The 19,467-nt window shown below is 43.4% G+C and carries 15 protein-coding genes and 1 pseudogene; 4 read left to right on the top strand and 12 right to left on the bottom strand.

Going from position 1 to position 19,467, the window contains the following annotated elements; translation table 11 throughout:
* Positions 1–128 precede the first annotated feature (128 nt).
* The 6 genes from tsaA to ACYQ2M_RS22990 all read right to left on the bottom strand — a co-directional run bounded on the left by tsaA (position 129) and on the right by ACYQ2M_RS22990 (position 6,891).
* A complete protein-coding gene (gene tsaA / locus ACYQ2M_RS23015; protein WP_459918744.1) occupies positions 129–605 on the bottom strand; it encodes a tRNA (N6-threonylcarbamoyladenosine(37)-N6)-methyltransferase TrmO in 477 nt (158 codons plus the stop codon).
* A gap of 127 nt (positions 606–732) precedes the next feature.
* A complete protein-coding gene (locus tag ACYQ2M_RS23010) occupies positions 733–987 on the bottom strand; it encodes a hypothetical protein (protein ID WP_459918743.1) in 255 nt (84 codons plus the stop codon).
* A 123-nt stretch (positions 988–1,110) separates the two neighbouring features.
* The gene (locus tag ACYQ2M_RS23005; RefSeq protein WP_459918742.1) at positions 1,111–1,596 is read right to left on the bottom strand and encodes a methylated-DNA--[protein]-cysteine S-methyltransferase; all 486 of its coding nucleotides are present in this window, start codon (positions 1,594–1,596) and stop codon (positions 1,111–1,113) included.
* Positions 1,597–1,626: 30 nt separating this feature from the next.
* Positions 1,627–3,057, bottom strand: a complete 1,431-nt coding sequence (locus ACYQ2M_RS23000; protein WP_459918741.1) for a DNA-3-methyladenine glycosylase 2 family protein — start codon at positions 3,055–3,057, stop codon at positions 1,627–1,629.
* 316 nt (positions 3,058–3,373) lie between these two features.
* Positions 3,374–5,035: a putative Ig domain-containing protein gene (locus ACYQ2M_RS22995; RefSeq protein ID WP_459918740.1), complete on the bottom strand. Its 1,662-nt coding sequence runs from the start codon at positions 5,033–5,035 to the stop codon at positions 3,374–3,376.
* Between the two features lie 11 nt (positions 5,036–5,046).
* Positions 5,047–6,891: a hypothetical protein gene (locus ACYQ2M_RS22990; RefSeq protein WP_459918739.1), complete on the bottom strand. Its 1,845-nt coding sequence runs from the start codon at positions 6,889–6,891 to the stop codon at positions 5,047–5,049.
* Between the two features lie 1,038 nt (positions 6,892–7,929).
* Here ACYQ2M_RS22990 and ACYQ2M_RS22985 point away from each other — a divergent pair.
* From ACYQ2M_RS22985 to ACYQ2M_RS22970, 4 genes are all read left to right on the top strand, one after another.
* On the top strand, positions 7,930–9,411 hold the full coding sequence (locus ACYQ2M_RS22985) for a radical SAM protein (RefSeq protein WP_459918738.1): 1,482 nt from the start codon (positions 7,930–7,932) through the stop codon (positions 9,409–9,411).
* A gap of 1 nt (position 9,412) precedes the next feature.
* Positions 9,413–9,814: a twin-arginine translocation signal domain-containing protein gene (locus ACYQ2M_RS22980; RefSeq protein WP_459918737.1), complete on the top strand. Its 402-nt coding sequence runs from the start codon at positions 9,413–9,415 to the stop codon at positions 9,812–9,814.
* Between the two features lie 74 nt (positions 9,815–9,888).
* A complete protein-coding gene (locus tag ACYQ2M_RS22975; protein ID WP_459918736.1) occupies positions 9,889–10,242 on the top strand; it encodes a twin-arginine translocation signal domain-containing protein in 354 nt (117 codons plus the stop codon).
* Positions 10,243–10,372: 130 nt separating this feature from the next.
* Positions 10,373–12,241 carry a RiPP maturation radical SAM C-methyltransferase gene (locus ACYQ2M_RS22970; RefSeq protein ID WP_459918735.1) on the top strand — a complete coding sequence of 623 codons (1,869 nt, stop codon included), beginning with the start codon at positions 10,373–10,375 and terminating at the stop codon, positions 12,239–12,241.
* 474 nt (positions 12,242–12,715) lie between these two features.
* On the opposite strand, the gene ACYQ2M_RS22965 is transcribed toward ACYQ2M_RS22970, so the two are convergent.
* The 6 genes and pseudogenes from ACYQ2M_RS22965 to ACYQ2M_RS22940 form a co-directional block, all read right to left on the bottom strand.
* Entirely contained in the window at positions 12,716–13,621 is a 906-nt protein-coding gene (locus ACYQ2M_RS22965; protein WP_459918734.1) for an aminoglycoside phosphotransferase family protein, read from the bottom strand.
* Between the two features lie 174 nt (positions 13,622–13,795).
* The gene (locus ACYQ2M_RS22960; RefSeq protein ID WP_459918733.1) at positions 13,796–14,239 is read right to left on the bottom strand and encodes a hypothetical protein; all 444 of its coding nucleotides are present in this window, start codon (positions 14,237–14,239) and stop codon (positions 13,796–13,798) included.
* Between the two features lie 139 nt (positions 14,240–14,378).
* Positions 14,379–17,060, bottom strand: coding sequence for a hypothetical protein (locus ACYQ2M_RS22955; RefSeq protein ID WP_459918732.1), 2,682 nt, complete (start codon positions 17,058–17,060; stop codon positions 14,379–14,381).
* A gap of 142 nt (positions 17,061–17,202) precedes the next feature.
* Positions 17,203–17,361: pseudogene (locus ACYQ2M_RS22950) on the bottom strand (molybdopterin-dependent oxidoreductase); the annotation flags it as partial.
* A 17-nt stretch (positions 17,362–17,378) separates the two neighbouring features.
* Positions 17,379–18,989, bottom strand: coding sequence for a H(+)/Cl(-) exchange transporter ClcA (gene clcA / locus ACYQ2M_RS22945; RefSeq protein WP_459918731.1), 1,611 nt, complete (start codon positions 18,987–18,989; stop codon positions 17,379–17,381).
* A 22-nt stretch (positions 18,990–19,011) separates the two neighbouring features.
* Positions 19,012–19,254, bottom strand: a complete 243-nt coding sequence (locus ACYQ2M_RS22940) for a DUF3644 domain-containing protein (protein WP_459918730.1) — start codon at positions 19,252–19,254, stop codon at positions 19,012–19,014.
* Positions 19,255–19,467: the final 213 nt, after the last annotated feature.

The raw sequence follows: 19,467 nt of genomic DNA, 5'->3' as shown, positions 1-19,467 counted from the left end.
TTCAAATTTCATACCTTTTAGATTGTACTTTGTTAGAATCCTAACGTCAGAGTTGATCGGCGGGGCTTTTTCCGTCCGCTCAAACGACTGGTTTCGGCATTTTTTTGATCTTCATTCGGATTTTTCTATTACCTAAATCTTTCATCAGAACGTTTTTTTCTAATTTCTTCATCACTGGCTTGCATCCAACCGGAAGTACTCTCTTTCAAGGCATCAAATTCTTCTATATATGGTTTGATATCCAATAAGGGGGTTCCATCAAGTACATCAATACCCTCTACATAAACTATATTTCCATCGACTCTTTGTAATTTCACAATAGATATACCAATATGATTTGGTCGTAGAGGAGAACGTGTGGCAAACACACCTCTTGTTTGCTTGTCCATAAAGGGCGTTACAAGCAGTTCGGTTCGTGTTGCCTCATGAAAACTATACAAAAGATATATATGACTAAAGCCATCGAGGTCTTGCAATCCGTCAATATATTTTTCATCCATTATTACATGCCCAGCAAACTCTGATGCACCTTTGGGTTGAATAGGCATTTCTTCAATGGATTTATGGGGTGAATGTATTATTCCTATTGAATTTATAGTATGCATTTTTTTGTACCCTTTTTTTATTGATTCCGAACGTAAACATCTGCGATTTATCCGTCAGCATGTTTTTGTTAGACTCTCCGCTTTTATCATTCTCATATTATATGTTTTTTTAGATAAAACATCTATGCTATACAACCATATTGATTTTCAATGGCACAAGCATCACCATATGATTTTGATATCTATCAGCCTCGGAAATCCAAAGCAAGCGATTACTACAAGTGCGTTGAAAATCATTTGTAAATGAGGCGCTCAACCTTTTGATCGAAGCTGCGCGCCACATGATCCGGGCTTCTACTGCGGGCGTTTGGTTGGCTGCAAATTCCAGATATTCTGCCTTTCCAGCTTGAATGGGCTTAACTTCAAATATAACTGCGTACATGGATTTCCTCATAATACAAAATGATTATAGACAGGGTGCCGGTCAGGTCAGGCTTTCCTTGAGCTGGCCCAGACCGGGCACGATAATGTCCGGTTCAAAATTCCATGGGCAATAAATTTGGGGTTACGTGGTTGTCCCTTTTTCCAGTCCAATGAGTTTTTCCTTGATGGCCAGGCCGTGGGCAAACCCGGTGAGGTCTCCGTTGGCTCCCACCACCCGGTGGCAGGGAATGATGAGAGGAATGGGGTTTTTTCCGTTGGCCGCTCCCACGGCCCTGGAAGCCTTGGGATTGCCCAGTTGTTTTGCAATTTCCCCATAGCTGGCAAGGTGGCCAAAGGGGATTTTACGTAACTGCTCCCAGACCTTTTTTTGAAATTCCGTGCCTGCCGGATTGAGGCGCACATCAAATGTCTTCCTGCTGCCATCCAGGAATTCAAGGATTTGGGTTTTGATATCTTCAAAAAATGCTGGCTTTAATTCCCACTCTTCCTGGATTCCAAATTTCCGGCTGCCCTCCCCGGTGTTGAGGTGAAGATGGGACAGCCCCTTTTCATCCCCGGCCAGGATAACCTCGCAAAAACGGGTGTTAAATTTTGTATAATACATCATAGTTGTCCTTGATTCGGTGTCAGTTCAACACTACTGGTTCCAGAGGCAGAGGGCTGCATATGCCCGGTATGGCCGCCATTTTTCAGCCCGTTTCAGTATCTCTTTTTTCCCGGGACGCTTCCCGTTTTTCTCCAGGGCCTTGATAATGCCCAGATCCGTTGCCGGAAAACTGTCCACCATGCCCAGGCCCCGCATGGCCACGTAACTCACCGTCCATTCCCCGATGCCCCTGAGGGCGGAAAAATCTTTTTGAAAATTTTCAAAGGGTTGATTGGGATTCAGGGAAAAGGCCTTGTCCATGATTCCCTGGGCAATATTGGCAATGGTGGCCTGGCGGGCACCGGTGATGCCGATGCCTTCAAGGCTGGTTTCAGTCACCTCCTCGGGTCCCGGAAAAAAATAATCCAGGCCCTGTGGAAACCCCTTTTCTGTTTTTAAGGCGGTTTTTTTTGCAATCCGTGACGCAAGTGTGGAGGCGGCCTGCACCGATATCTGCTGGCCCAGCACCGCCCGGACGCAAAATTCAAAGGAATCAAAGGCGATGGGCAGCCTGGGGACATGTCCCGCTTTCATCCCTTTGGAGAGATGGGAATCCGATTTGAATTTATCATTGATCCGGGTGAAATCCGTATTCAGGTCAAACATCCGCCGGACCCGGTTATAAATTTCCATATAGCATTGGATATTGTCGCAGAGAATACTCAGTTCCAGGGCAGATTTAGTGGGATTGTCCCTGACAATGAAATAGCCCTTGGACCGCCGGGTCCTGAAGGTCCGGGCATAGCTGGTGTCGTCGATCACCTCCACCCCTTTGATGGCCCGGATTTTCATGAATTCAATGATCTGGGAAAAATTAAAAGGCCTGTTGTAGGATATCAAAAGGGTGGTGTCGGCTCTGTCTTTTTCTGTATTTTCCTCTTTTACCGCCGAAGGGGCAATGCCGAAAATCTCTTTGAATACCTGGTTGAACTGCCGGATGGAGCCAAAACCCGAGGCAAAGGCGATATCCGTCACCGTCTGTCTGGAAAACATGAGCAGTTTTTTGGCAAACATGGCCCTGTGGTATTTTGCGATTTTTACCGGAGGCACCCCTAAATTTTCAATGAACAATTTTCTCAGGTGGCGGTCCGAGACCTTCAACTCCCCGGCCAAGTCGGCAACGGAATGGAAATTGAGGTAACCGTCGTAGATCATCTTTAAGGCCGTCTGAACCGTAAGGGTACCCGATGCATTGCCGTTATAGTAATCCAAATTGATATCCGGCCGGCACCGCAGGCAGGGCCGGTAGAATTGGTCCAGGGCTTCGAATATGTCCTTGAAATAGACCACATTTTCTTCCTTGGCCACCGGGGCCGGGCAGGAGGGCCGGCAGAAAATTCCCGTGGTTTTTACCCCGAAAAAGAATTTTCCGTCGAAATTTTTATCCTTGTTGATCCTGGCGGTTTTATAGGTTTTCTTCATCCGGCCTCCCTGAACTCTATTTATCTTCATTTCAGGACGTTTGTCACCCTGTTTTATATTTTTTGGGCCCAGCGCTCCATGGATTGGAATTTACCATTGGAAAATTTAAAATACTGGCGGTTTTCGGAATGGACTTTAATTTAGGCTTGTCGCTGTTTCATGTGGGTAGCGTATAATCCAGTTTACCCTTTAAACGCCGGGTAATATTCAAAAGAACGACCTGAATGACCGGACTTATTGAGAAGTTACTTGGCAATATGTAATCGCTGTAAAAAACATATCAAGACATAGAAGTCTACCCTTCATCCATGGCGATTTATTTGCTCTTGCGGGGCATGAAAAAAAAGTTAAACCGACCACTTACGCCATGTATTTCATCGTCAGTATCAAAGCCCGTGACACTCCATTGGTAATTTTCACCTGCTTTGAAATATCTGCCTAATAAATCATCTGATAAGTGGTAATTTCCTTTTGTGACATATGCTGAGAATATGGTGTTTTCCTCTGCCATTTCCTTGAATTCAATCAGATATGTGGCGGATTTAACGGAGTGAGTCTCTTCCCATTTGAATTCACCCGATGTGAATTTAAGCCTTGAGTTGTTTTGTGGCAGAACCAATCTGATGAGGAGCTGTTTTGTATGCGCCACCGGTTTTACAAAGTATATGACTTTGGGAAAATCAATATTTTCCTGTGGTGAGGTTATGATGAACCTGACCTCATGGCTTCCGGGATCAAAGGTTGGAAAAGACGGCATGGATGGAGATGTTATTATTGTGCGGTCAACGTTGGAAATCGTCTTGAATACGTTGGAAAATATTTTCCCGTCCACCTCCCAGTACCCTTTAAGCAATCCTGTACCGGTATGTCGGATCTCGGCGTACAACTCCGGGAGGGGTTGGTTGCTTGAAATGGTTATTTCCGGACGGTTATTTTCAAAAAAGAGTCTTGTTCCCGAGATTCTGAATTCTGCACCAGCATCCGTTGTGATGGTGATGTTGCTGCGTGCAGTTGCGGAAAGAGATTGGCCGGAAAATGTTCTTTGATAAGTGAATTTTGATAAACCCAGATTTTCGGTTCGTTTTATCACGGCAATGGGAATATAAATGGTTTCTGTAACCCTTCCAGACCCGTTGGTTATTGAAATATTAATTGGTGAAGGGATTTCTCCAACCACGTCTCCACCGGCCATAAAGCGTCCCATGGAAGAGGTTAACTGCACGTTTCCAAGGGAAGCGGAAGAGATCGTAAAGGTGATGGACTTTGTGGTTGGTGCGCCCCGGCCAATGGTGAATGAGGACGGGAGTGCGGTAACACCCATGGTGGCGGCCTGGCTGATATAGAGACTGAATGTCCTCTGCGCAGACTGCTTTTCTTTGGGACAGGCATCCTCGGCCATGATTGTGAAGGAAAAAGTACCGCCGCTTAAAGGTGTGCCCGATATCCGGCCGGAGGTATTCATGGTTAATCCTGGCGGGAGCTCCCCGGAGATTTTGAAAAAGGAGACCGGGGTATATCCGCCAGAGATGTTAATCTGGGCGGTGTAGGGCTGGCCAGCGGATCCCGGGGGAAGGGGGAAAGGCGTTGTTATTGACATGGGGACACAGACGGCCTGGACATTTATCTGGAGTGTTGCCGGGTTCGGGCCTCCTGGTGAGACTCTGCAAAGATTTGCATTTTCTCCGGCAAGAATGGTGTACGGGCCGGGCGCTGTATAGGTGTGGGTCAAAACCTGAATACATGGCGTAACAAAGCATGTCCCGGCTGATACCTGGCCTGAATCGTCACCAAAATCAACAAGAATGTCACAGCTTGGGGTTGCCGTATATGTGGATGTTATTGTCAGTGTCACCGGCTGATTTACGTTTGGGTTTACAGGACTTGAAGAGATGGTGATGGCGTAAAGCGGATTTGCTGAGATGAAAAGCAGCAGCGCAATGACAGAAACGTAAACACATAGGTGTGGTCTGATATTCATGTCACTCCCCCTTAAAATGAAAATGAGATGTTGTTTGTGAATGACAAAAGGATTCTGAACTCTTCGCCTTCCTGTTCAAACAGTCGATCCCTGCTTTGGTTGTATTGGGCCATCAGCGCAACGGCAGGATTTGTCATGATCCAAAAGTTGTTGGTGAAGAAATAGGATATTCTCGTGCTTGCATTAATGCTGTCAATATCTGTTGAGTTGTTATCCGCCGTGGTTTTATTATAGGTACCTGAAAATTCACATTCCATTTTTTCCGGGATCAGCTTGCCGTTAAAGGACAGAGTCGTCGTATAGGTATCTGTATTCACATCGGTAAAATGGGCCCTGGACCTGTTAAAGCTGAAACTTGGATAGATGGAGAGTCTATCCCACGAATAGGAGGGTGAAAGGGACAGGTTGATATTGGTTGTATCGTTAAAGTCTGAAATCCGGTCTTCCTGAAATCCGTATCCTGCCTGGAACCCCACGCTCAACTTGCCTTTAATATAGGCAATATGACCTGTAAGGATGTCTGTATAGGTTCTGGTGGGATCTGTAAATTCAGGTTCCCTGGAGCTTGTTAAACTTGTTCTTTCAAAGGAGATTCCCATGGGAAATTCCTGGAACCCCATGAAATTATAATCACCTCCAAACGTCTTTGTCTTGATTCTGGAATAGATGGGGTTATTTTTGACATTGTCATGATATTGGGAAAATGAGAGGGTTATGGCATGGTTTTCACGGCTTGTACCTACCTGGATTGAAATCCCCTGTAAATCCTTTTGAATGGACGGGTTCCCCACCACCTGATATTCTGGACCGGTATAGTGGTATAGGGCCTGCAAATTGTAATTTCCGATATTTGTCTCGCCCCCTATTCTGTAAGCCTTATCCGATTCTGAACCAAATTCGTCCAGGATATCTGAATCATATCTGGAAAAATCAAGTTCTGCATCAAGTATCACTCTGTCATCCAGCAGATGGGATCCCATAATAAATCCGATGACGTTACCTTTTCTATCTCCACTTGTTGACCAGGAACCAAAATCATCGCCCGGCTCGCTGCCTGTTGCATATACGGTTTTGAGTTGCAGTTTGTCGGAAAAGAGCTTGACCGCTCCTGAAAGCCCTATGATGTGATCGTCAAGGTCACCTTCAAGGCCTAAATCACCGTCAAATCCAAATATCTGGTCGCTCTTTAGAACAAAGCTGTTCAGATTAAAGTTCTTGTGTTCCAGCAAAAACTGCCCTCCTCTTCGTGAGAGATAAGCCACGGTATTTTCGCTTTCATTTAACTGGAGATCGCCGGTTGCTGCTGTAAAATCAAGTTCGTTGCCCCGGTATTTTGCGGTGAGAAGGTAATTGATAATCTCCACACCTTTGGGTGGGGGAGGAAAGACGGAGGTGCTCTGGTCAAAATATCGGATATTGGAATTTAATAGGAATCTCCACTTGTTGGTCTGCAATATATTGTCCGTTGTAAGGTTGGCTTCCACCTTGGAATCAGGTTCCCCCTCCGATTTGTCGCTTTTGGCCATTACCCTATCGTATAAGACCGTAACTTCGTTGTTTGAATAGGCTTCATCAAACAGGGCTGAATGGCGGCTTGAAAAATTAAAGGATACTTCAAAGCGCTCACCGGCCATGGAAACGCCACTGATCATAAGGGTGTGGTCTCCGGAAGGGAGGATGGCAACAGATTTTACATGGAACCCTTCCTCTGTGAATACCGCGATTCCAGTAATGTCCGTGTTATCAAGTATCACAAGCAGGGTATCACGATCAACGGCTTGTGCGACACGGCATTTTATCCTTGGCTTTTTGGCAATGACTTCTGCGCCTGGGTTCGGGATAATCATTTTTATCATTTGCTTGTTCTCACCCCTGACATCCCTTGGAAGGAAAACAATCAGGATCAAAAATGACGCTGTAACCAGAGTAAAAATTCCAGCTTTTTTAAATTTGGCTCTGAGGTTCAATTCCATGAATGTCGCCTCCCTGATTATAATGTGAAAAATGGGAATGATAGCTTACAACCCACAAGTTGCCGTCTGCGGTTGTAACGGTTCCACCTGCAAGGATTATAGTCCCTTGCCAGGGATTAATGGCAGTGCATCAGAACATTGGACATTATCGGGCAAGCCTTTATGCGAGTAAATATCCTTGATGGAACAATGGGTAATGCCATGCGCACTTCCATTTGTGTTTTACAGTTTGATTTCATGTAATCTGATAAGCACGAAATGGAAAAATATTCATTATTCAAGATTTTTTTCAATGGAGAGGGAGTCTTGTGTTCAGAAGTGGATGTGTCTTTGCTGATTTTAACTGCGTAGAGTAGAGGTTTAGAATCAGTATCGATTTAGATATTAACAAAAAAATGAAAATAATTCAAACAATCAATGGATATAAAAGGTGGGCGTAACGATGGCTGCCCATGCCGTAGGGTAAAACGGGGTCAAGCTTGCTTTACAGACGTTATTAATCTGGATCCATACAAGTTGGGAACGCCAAGGAACAATGCCCATATCTCAAGGTGGTCCCCTGCCCAAGACGGTATCGGTCAGGGAGTAATTTTTTATTGACTCCCATGAAGAATAACGATAATATATTTATATTCTATCTTGAATATCCCTACGGAGCAAACCTCCTTTTTCCTTCGACGGCAGTCTTTTGATTCCCACCGACACCTCTTTCAGATCACGTTCCCCAACAGTCATGAACGTATTTACAATTTCAATGGATGATTGTTTTATTTATCTCTTTTATATGAAATTAAATATAAGGGCTTGAAATTATTGCGGTTTGATTTTTAGTTGCGGGGGTGGTTACAGCCATGTATGTGATAAGAAAATCCGCGGAACGCTTTTTAAAGGGGCCCTCTAATAAAAGGAGGTATTTAACAAATGATTCGACTTAGCAGTTTCACGATTCTTTCCCATCCGCTGCCAGATGAAAACATCGTTCTTATGAATGGCTACTCAGGAGCATTGGATATTATCCAACCAGAACTGGCTGCTTTTTTTAGAAAAATTATTAAAAACGCACCTCGTGGACAGGCTTTTTTTGAAGAAAACATACTCTCCCATGAAATCTTTTCCATTTTGCTTGAAAGAGGCCATCTCACCCAAAGCACTCACAACGAAGAAAAATTGCTTGTGGATGAAATTGGGCGTGGACTTCATGAAATGGAAAAAAAACGCCCCTACTTCATGATTGTCCCCAACATGGATTGCAACTACCGATGCACCTATTGCTTTGAGCGTCATCTTCAAAAAAACCTCAATAACAAATCAAGTAATATTAATTATCACAAAAACAACGTTGTAATGACGCCGGAAATGGTTCCACGAATTTTTTCAGGCATCGAAAACATACAGAAAAATGCCGGATGCAATCAAGGAGGAATGATTAACCTCTATGGTGGGGAACCACTTGATTTTAAAAACAAAAGACTGTTGGATCTTATTTTTAAATTAGGAGCCGACAAGGGGTATTGGTTTGTTGCTATAACCAATGGACATCATCTGGATTCATTTTTACCAGTAATTAGAACAAATATCCTCAGGAAGGTTCAGGTCACCATTGATGGCCCCCGACACATTCATGATAAAACAAGAATTCATCGCGGAGGCGCCTCTTCCTTTGATCGTATTTTTGAGAATGTTAATAAGGTGTTAGCAGCGGAGGGAAAAGTGGATATCAGAGTACATGTATCCCCCCAGAATATTAACCAATTTGAAGCGGTCCTTGGTCTGTTCGAAAAAGAGGGGTGGACCAATAATGAGGCTGTGATCATTTACGCCAACACGCTTTACAGAAAAGATGATGGCGGAAAGGTTTGTGTTGATCTCCAGACTGCTGATATTTCCCTACATTTGGACCAACTGGTCGCCAATTACAATAATGTATTCACAAGCGCTCCTGCTGTTCACATCGCCCAGGACATTGCGGCTGTTTTTGAAAAGGGGGAGCGATTTGCACTGAAAGGAGCGTATTGCGGCGCTAATTTTGGCCATTATATTTTTGCTCCTGATGAGAACATTTATGTCTGCTGGGAATCCATCGGTAAGGAAAACTCCAAAATCGGTCATTATCGGTCGAAAGATGGCCCAATATTCAATCAAGCGCTGGTAGAAAAATGGTTCAACCGAAGTGTTTCAGATATCGAAGACTGTCTAGAGTGCGAATTTGCTTTAATTTGTGGTGGTGGGTGTGCTCAATATGCGCAATACAATACATCTTTATCCAACAAACCCTACTGTAATGATTTCCAGAGGACTTTTGAGCTGGCATTGGCAGATGAAGTGGCAAGACGTTGGGATTATCTGCAAAATGCGGGGATTGATAATCAATCCAATACATTAATCCAACAGGGAGGGAGTTAAAATGACAGAAAAGAAAAATCGCCGGGAATTCATTAAAACCACCGCAGCTACGACTGTGGGCGTCATTGGAGGGCTTGGGCTCATATCATCCCGAGCTTTGGCAGGCACAGCAATAAAAACCATCAATGCAAACGCCAAATCCCTTGATATGAAAAATGTCAAAATGTTGAAAAGGGGGGGAGAACGCAGGATGGTTATGCCAGATGGTTCTTTAAAAACTCGAAAACAAATCCTGAGTCAACTTGGGTTTAATCCGAACACACCACCGGATGCTTGGTTGGCAGGGTGCGGTGGCGGATGTGGCTCCAACGCCTCGGGCCTGGATATGAGGGCCCGTGAAAGGCTTATGAAGAGGGGATTTAAATTTCAAGGGAACGAGCTGATTGGCGTTCCCATGAAATAATGGATTTAAGGTGTGGAGGCCGAGGACTCCACACCCTTAAACCAGCTTTTCACCATTTTTTATGGGAGGTGAATATGTCACACGAAAAAGATCGCCGAAATTTTATGAAAAAAGCTGGTGTGGTTGCAATGGGAGGCGTTGCAGCGGGAATTGGCTTTTCAATTGAAAGTTTGGCACAGACAAAAATCAGGCGGATCAATCGACAAGCCACAATCGTAATGCCGGATGGTAAATTAAGGACACGAGCAGAACTCATGAAACAATTGGGCTTGAACCCACAAACGCCCCCTGATGCCTGGCTGGCCATTTGCGGCGGAGGATGCGGTTCCAATGCATCCGCGTTGGATCTTAATACACGTCAAAAGCTTATAAAGCGGGGATTTAAATTTCAAGGCAAAGAACTCATTTCAACCCCCAGCATAAAGTAAAGGATCCTTTCTGCAAAACATTTTGGCAAATTTTATGAGTAATCACCATTTAATTGGACAAATTTCTGGATTCAAAAACATTAGATATCATCGGCCACAGCGACAATCTTAAAAAACACAGGGAGATCCAATGAATCTGTCAATAAAAAATGGAGACTTCATCTTTGCAGTGATGCCGTGGGCATATCCGGATACGCCTGTACTGGGCACCTCTTTATTGCAGAGCATTCTGAAACAATCTGGATATCGCTCACAAATCATTTATCCAGCCTTTCAATTTTTTCATGCGATGGATCCTGTATTTTACTACTCTCTCTCAAATGATCATTCCCTTTTTGAGTTATCTGAACATTTGTTTTCGTGCTATATCCACGGCAAAGAGAGCATAAAATCGGATCACTTCCTGAAGGCCCTTGGGCAGCAGCACATTGAACATAAACTGGGGGAAAACTATGTTGAATTCCTCTCCCGGGTTCGAGATGTTGACATACCTGAATTCATTGACTCTCTGGCCCTCCTGATAACAAAAAAAGAGATTCCTGCCATTGGTTTCTCATGTACCTATAATCAAGTATTGGCAAGTATGGCTCTGGCAAAAGGAATAAAGAAAATACAACCTGAAATCAAAACTATTTTTGGTGGTCCCAGCCTGGCCGGAGTGATGGGAATCGCACACCATCAGAAATATCCGGATATCATAGACCATGTATTCATCGGTGAAGCGGATGGAAGTATTGTAAATATAGTGGATAAAATTCTCCAAAATGAAACAGATATGGAAATGCCGGGATTAACTCAATACAAAAATGGCCTTGCCAAAGGCCCAGAGCACTTCCCGGTAACACAGCAACTAGATGATCTCCCAGCCCCAGATTTCAGTGATTTTTTTCAACAACGAAATGCCATGAATGAAGATTGCGTCCACTTGCCAACCATTCGACCGCTGCCCTATGAGAGTTCTCGTGGGTGTTGGTGGGCGGAAAAGACAAATTGTTCCTTTTGTGGATTCAACGGTTTGTCCAGGCAATACAGAGTTAAATCCCCCCTTCGTGTCACGGCTGAATTGGAAGCGTTATCAACGGCCTATGTTAATCTTGATTTTTCAGCATGCGATAACAACATAAACAACTCACACTTTGAGACATTATTCCCAACCATTGCCCAATCGAATATGGATTATTCTCTTTGGTATCAAATTCGACCCGATATCAGCAAAGAGAATATCATGGCGCTAAAAAGAGGTAAAGTGGTCTACGTCCATGCCGGAATAGAGAGTTTCTCAGACAATGTACTGAAGCTTATGCGAAAGGGACTTAAATATCTGGAAAACATACAACTTTTGAAATGGTGTCGTGAAGCGGGAATAAAGGTGAGCTATATGATTTTATGGGGTATACCCGGGGAAACACCCCACGATTATTCTAAAATGGCAGCCCTTTTACCATTCATCGTTCATTTGGAACCACCACTCAGGATGCAATTCATTGAGCTGCATCGCTTCAGTCCCATGTTCACAGAACCGGATAAGTTCGGGATAGAAGAAACTTATATCCGTGAGAATTATCGACATGTTTATCCCCTTGACATTCTGGAACCCGACCTGTTTTACTATTTTAACTTTTACGCTTCAGACACCAAGAATGCCACGGAATACACCAAGGATTTACATGATGCGGTAAATTTGTGGGCAGAGCTCCACCATGACACTGAAACAAAGCCTGTTCTTGAAATGAGACTCGGAAAAGATTTTCTATTAATCCACGACAATCGTTGCGGTGAAAATTTAAGATATTTTCTCAACCATCTGCAAAAAGAGATTCTTCTTTACGGCGATTCAATTTGTAAAATATCAACAATTTATGATCTCGCCCGACAGAAATGGCCCGAATTGAGCAGGATTCAAATTGATACTGAATTTCAAACTCTGAAGGCGAATGGCCTGATAATAATTGAAAATGATAAATATCTTTCCCTACCTACAAGATCTGTTTCTAGCTGATTTAGGCCTAAAACAAGCGTGTTCATTAAAGTTCGATTGTGGCCAACTTCAATAATTCCATTAAAGTCCTTTTGTAATATAATTGCAAAAGACAAGAAAAAAAGGGGGCAACTGTCCATGAGAAATATTTGCGTTACAATTTTTGGTCATGATCACTTGTTGCCTTCCTTTTGCTATAATTGAGTTATGACTCAGCACTTCAACCTATTTGAAATGGCTGTCCGTTTATCCCTTGATCATGAAAATTCAAATTTCTTCAAAAGGAAAAGAAAATTGAAAATATGTTTGACCTGATCGTTATATCCGACAAACTGAAAGATAATTTTCTTGGATTTTTTGATAATCAGATATGAAATGTTAATAAAGGTGCGGATAAGTTTGGGAAGATTGACCTTTTCATTAATTTTATCGATCAAACCGATTTTTTGCGCCAGAAGATGAATAATGCCAATACCTCCGTGGGCTATGCCTTTATTATGCCGCCCATTTTGGACGAATACTCTCAAAGTAATCGAAATGATCTAATATCATCCGCATTTTAGCTTCAGTCTCTATCCAAGTATGGGGATGGAATTTCAACGTCCAGACAATTGTAGACAGTATACTCATAGCGATGTACACGGATATCTGAAGGCAATCCATGTCATCAATTTGTCTCTTTCCAAAATAACCCTCGATCTGTCCACGTGCAAACACCTCGCTCACAGGCCATGTAAACCATTCCAGTTTGACAAATTCATGAAGAGGGTCTCCCCAATCATATCTATTAAAATCAAGAACGCCAACATATCCTTGGTTATTAAGAATGATGTTTCCCAAATGGAAGTCATCATGCTGAAGCTGGTCTTTGACCGTTTCAGATGTGTCGTAATACATCTCTATGAACTTTAAGACTTTCTTATCGTTTTTAAATCTATAATTTTGCTCGAAATACTGACTCACATAGTATTCATGTTTTTTCCATTTTCGGCTTTTCCAGTCAGTCGTTTCAGAACTTAGACTGTTAATTTTCTTTAAATCCGCACCAGCTTCAATGCCGCTTTTGTATTGGCGTTCTTCAGGCATAGTGGCGATGTGAACTTCAGCATCAATGCCAGGTAGGAAGCTATAGACTGCGTATACGAATTCCTGACTATCGTTCCTGAACATTATTATTGGGTTGTTGCATCTCACGCCAATTTTATGCAACTTCCGCATTAGTTCAAATTCTTGTGTCTTTCTGTCTAAGGTTTTCATTGAAGACGCACGCAATAGATAGTCCCCTTTATCGGTGGTTATCTTAAACTTCTTTTCAATGGAGAACCCCTTTTCTATAGGTGTGATACTTTGTATGGGGGCGATGTGTTTTTCTATTTTTTTTCTAAAATAGTCCTCAATCATGGGATTATCCTTACATGGTAAGTATATGCGGCATTCAGTGAGCCGCAGACGCACTGAACGCCAAAAATCAGCGGCGCATTTTTTTGCGTTTGCTGGATTTTTATGGTTATGTGTGAAGTACTCTTTTTATAAATTCCATATTAGAATATGTTTAGATGTTGCATAATAAGAGATTTATTTTATGTATCTATAAAGGTCTATTTGTTCAAGTAGGGTTTCCATTGTCTTTTTATCTTTTTTGGGTGACGCCATAATCGAGAATGTCGCTTGGTATTTAGGAATTTTTACCCTAATAAAAGACATGGGCATTTGGGACTTACTAAGATATACTGTTTCAAATCCTTCTTTATTAAAAGGCTTTACATTTTTGAAATCGTTGCTGTGCTTATAATCATCAAAAAATTTCCCTTGATTGAGTTGGACATTAATCATTCCCTGATTACCAGTGAAAATTGCTCGATATTTTCTATCTGAAACAGATGTATCGGTAGACATATCATCTACACCGGCCGCCTGATAACCCTTAAGAGGAGTTGAATTCATCCACTTCGAAAAATTTTCAAATGGAAAAAGAGATGAAAAATCCTGTGCCGATGCTACTGATGTAAAAAAAATCAAAATAAATACCGTATCAGAATATTATAGAAAGTCCGCCCACAGGGCGCTAAGTTCAATCTCTATTGATGCATGAAAAGCCAAAAGGCATTCATTGATGTTTACAATGAACGCCTTTTGGTTTTAAAATAGAAACATATGGTTACTCTCCTGAGCTGTCATAAGCTGGTCCCAGTCCGTCTACCCAGAAATTGATGACATTGTATTTAACATTTTCATCCGAGCGGAAAAGGTTATACACAAACATTCCCCAGCTATAATAATAGCTATTCCAATACGGATAGTTCTCCTCATAATTTTCACTCTCTTCAACCAATGATGCTTTATAACAGCCGTCGGAGCCTTCTTCATTAAAGCAGGTGATGATGTCACCCACTCCCCCTTCATACTCAGTGGCCTGGCTGTATGTGAATTTTACCAGAGAACCCTTAGTAAACGAGCTGCTGACCCAGCCGCCGATTCCGCAAACACTGGCTTCAATTTCGTTTTCCCATCCCCATGCGTTTTCCTCTTCATGGGACTCTTCTTCGGAAATTGTCAGGCCCACACCGGTGTTTCCCGAAATTCCTTGATTCACATGCTGTTCAATACTGCCGCCGATGGTGGTGGCGGAAAAAACGCCGTTTTGTTCATTGTCTGTCATGATGGCATCTCGGTCCGAGGGACGGGGGTAGGATGCCACCTGGCCGGGTATGCTGGAAAAGGTTTCCGCGCCAATATCTGGTGCATCGCCGTTGTTTTCATTGAAATAATCAATCTCCCACTTCCAGTAACCGGATCCTACAGGTAGATCAATGGTCATATACGTCCCCAACAGATCCGGATCCGGAGAGGCGATAATTTCGTATTTATAACTGTGGTAGGCCGACCCCAAAAAAATCACATAGTTGCCGTAACAGTCTCCGGTAAACGAGGTAACACTTTCCGTCCGGACAGCCGTGGTATCGGTGATTTTTGATTCCCGCACCACGCCTTCCTTAACCCCGGCTTCCGCCAGTTTGGCCAGAAGGCTGAATTCTTCTTTTACGGAAAATCCCCAGGCAATGCTGGACTCAAATGTGGTTCCTTCTTCAACGGTTGTTTCATTAATCTTTCCGAATGTGACATGGCTATGATGATGGGCCTGGGGAATGTCAAACTCAGTAGGCGGAGCGATTAAGACGGTTGTGATCACCGGGTCGATCATATGGACCCAGTGGTCATCGGTATATTTTACCTTCAGGCTGTCTCCGTCAAAGTCTCCCAATGTCATAAATGAACCGGAACTGAAATAATCACCGGACTTCAAGTAATTGGAAAGGTCAAATGACGAGGATTTTGTCTGCTTAAATTCCCAGCATGAACCATGGGCTTCTTTTTCAAGATCATATCGCATCCACTTCATCTCGTCACCGTGTGTTGTGGCGATGATTATTTCATCAATTCCGTCGTGATCCACATCACCCGTGGATAGCTGGGCGTCAATTGAGATATAGTCAGTATAACCAGAGTAAATGATTTCCGTGGTTTTATTTTGGTTGGGATAAATTTGGTAATTGGTAAAGGCGTGGTTATAAAAGCGCCATGTATAGGTCCTCATGCCTATATTATTAAACGCTTGGTCCAGAAAGGTGATGGTCAGTTCATCCGTCCCGTCCCCTTCAAAATCGCCGGTAGCCAGGCTGATATCCGAGATCGTGTGATCATCATTATTCGTGTTGATGTCAAAGTCTTTATACGTTATAAAATCGGCTGAATCAGCATCATATTGATAACTCTTTATGTTTACTATATTGTTATCGAGCATGCCAAAGGCGAATTCATCAATTTGGTCATTGTTAAAGTCCCCCATTGCAAGCCCAATCTGCTGCTCTACATTTGAAAGCGGCCAGTCCGGTTCCCAGCTTTTCCACTCTGTGTGATAGAAATAATCTGGACCAGCCACTGCATCCCAGATCGCCACCGTTTTTTTATCATAAGGATAACTATCCGAATTTTTAGATGAAACCAGCACTATTTCATCATAGGGATCATCATCGATATTGCCCACCGCCACCTGGGTGTTATACGTACCGGATGCCAGCATATAAGGGCTGGTAACCCAATCGGTTCTGACTTTTTTATAAATATAAAGTTTTGTTCCATCGGCATTGCCGATATCATCACCGTCATCGTTTAAATGCCAGTTATCTACAGTGAAGATGACATCATCATAACCGTCATTGTTGACATCGGCAATCGCCAGGTCTGCGCCATAGGGAACAACCTTATTGAAGCTGTCAAACACATACTCCTTGAATTTTTCTGTTTCTCCCGTATCCGGGTTATAGTGAAGGATAAAAAGATGGGTTTGAAAATCATAGCTGCCATGCCGATCGCTTTTATGGCTCATGACCATCAATAGCTCGTCTTGGCCGTCACCGGTGATATCTCCGGCAGCTGTTTTGTGAATGACGGCACCCCTCCGGTTCATGTAGAAATGATCTGAATTCAAATATGTACTGATCTTAGCATAATCGGCATCCGCATCGTCTAAAATAAAAGCCTGGCTGTTGTCATCATTCACATCCGGGTCCGGCAGCATAAAGGCGAGTTCTTCTTGTCCGACAAGCTGGCTGGTTTTGTATTTTAATGGATGATAATCATCGGGTTTTTCATCAATTGTCAGTGAGTCAATTGAATAATTCCCGCTATTGGGTGTTGCCGTAGGTATAAAATCTGAATTTTTATTCGAGCTGTCGGAACTGTCGTCGTTACAACCGCTGTTCATTACCAGCATAAATGCCATTAAAAGCAAAAAGAAAAAATTGAATACCGGGTTAGACCTGTTGTGAAATCGTTTCATCGTTTCCCTTCCAATTATTGTGTCAGATAATCTGAGATGACCGTTGTTTTGTTTGAGTCAATGAGGCCAAATAATCTTAAAATTAGCATTATGGCACTTTTATAGGCTATCGCGCAATGTATTTGAAACTGCAAAGACGTTAGATGATTTCAGTGAATTTTTTAATCACCAGGTCCAGGGCTTCATCCCATGAGGCCGGATGAAGTTCACCTTTATTTCCGTTTCCATCCAGAGCCCGGATAAGCGGCGTTTTGAGGCGCTCATCGGAGTAGATGAAATCATATCTAAAACACCCTTTAACTTACCGATTTTATACGTTTAAATCTTTTTGCGGCAGCCTTTCCGAATCATTGTAATGCCTTCCTCGGCCTCAGGTGCAATAACTGCGGTAATCCGCATATGGTCTTCAAGAAAGGTGTCTGCCGTCGGAACATATTCTTTTCCCTCTGAGACATAACGAATTAGAAGACACCCGCTTGGAAGTCCGAGAGCGCTTATTTTTTTGCCGGAAAAAGGGGACCCTTCTTCAATTTTAAAATCAAAAAGCATGGGCTCGGTTAAATTCAACCCACTTCCGTCACGATCAAGGTCCCGCTCAAGCAAGGTTTCGTAAATAGGCAGATTGTTCATCATTTCCGCAACAGCGTAAGCACAAAAACAACTGACAAGCAAAGGCAGCATCTGCTGATAACCGCCGGTCATTTCAACGATCAGGGCAACACCGGTCAAGGGGGCCCGAACGATGGCGGAAAAATAGGCAGCCATTCCCACAACAGCGAAGACTGCTGGCTCTGTCACGATGGACGGGGCAACATACTGAGAGGCGCAGCCCACTGCAAAACCCAAAAGTGCGCCGAGAGACAAGAGGGGAGAAAAGATGCCCCCAGAAGCACCGGTGCTGTAGCTGGTGGTTGCCAGGAAAAAACGAAATACAAAAAAAAGAGGAATCGAGGAAAAGGCAAATTTACCGACCAGAACCACTTCGGCAAGGGAATGACCGCTTCCAATGGCAATGGGGGAATACCAGCCCACCAATCCGGCCACGGCTCCAATAAATGCCGCAACACCGAGTTTCCCCCTTCCTTTGAAAAGATCAAACAGATTGATGGTCCCGATCAGACTCCGGTTGTATAGAACCCCAAGCAATCCGGCCACAATACCAAGCAGAACAAAGAAGGGCATTGATGCGATGGAAAGCATCGGATAATTGGGGACCATAAACGACATCCGGCCACCTGAAAAGTACCGTACCACGATATCAGCGATAGCCGCTGCGAGAAAGACTGCTCCGAACACTAGAGGATGAAAATCACGTTGAATTTCTTCAAGAACAAACATCACGCCCGATAACGGGGCATTGAATGCCGCGGCAAGTCCGGCGCCCGCCCCGGCACCGATGAGTGTTCGTTGCTCCCGGGGTCTGACGTGAAAAATAGTTGAAACGGCATTTCCAACGGCACCACCCATTTGCACGGTCGGGCCTTCACGGCCAAGAGCCAGCCCGCCGCCGATGGACAGGACCCCGGAAATGAATTTAACGGGCAGGACCCGCGACCATTTCAAGGTTCGCAAACGGTTCATGACCGCTTCAATGTGAGGAATACCGCTGCCACTCGTTTCCGGAGCATAGCGGTGAACGATGAAAACGGATAAGCCCGCACCCGTCAAACCAAATAATACCGGGAATATCCACCCCCATTCAGGGAATTGGGTGGACCATGCAATCAGGGAGTTTCTTAGTTTATCCGCAGCTTCAATAAATGCGCCGAAAAATGCGGAAACCAGGCCAGCCCCCAGTCCGACCAAGGCTGCAAGGGGAAACAGGTTCCTGCGCTGTCGTCTGGTCTGGAACTCTTCCAGAATTTCGGAACGGGCTGCCTCCATTTCTGCAGATGATGTGGAATAATGGTTGATGGCTTTTTGAGTCATTGAAATTTTGTGTCAGTTCAGTTTAAAAAAAATTCAATTTTTTATGGTGATCGTCACTACTAAGCCAGTGGTTACACGTGAGTTGACTTTGGGTATTACTATCTAGTTGTAAGATTCGAGCTTTAAGTATCAACTCTCGTGCATTAACAATAAGAATGGGAAAAGTCTCTTCACGGTAATGAAAATTCGGTTTATTATAGATTTCCATTGCAGCCAATGTGGCTCCTAAAGACTTATCAAGTAATGATCTTGCTCTGGATTTCATTTATCGAAGAGGAACAATTCTCATAATTACTCAAAACACACTACTCCGATTTTTGTTTTTTTCAAGTAAAAAATACAATTTATTGTTGATAATGTTACAGGGGGATGGCAATGTTAGGAGATGTCATACAATGTCAGAAGGCCCAACGGCCAGTATTATGATTTTGTAACAGGTTCATACGTTGGGCAAAGCCCGTGCCGTATAAAGTTAAGT

The sequence above is a fragment of the Desulfocicer niacini genome, assembly GCF_054657595.1.
The sequence above is the reverse complement of the archived record's forward strand: the minus strand, read 5'-3'. Positions and strand labels throughout refer to the sequence as shown.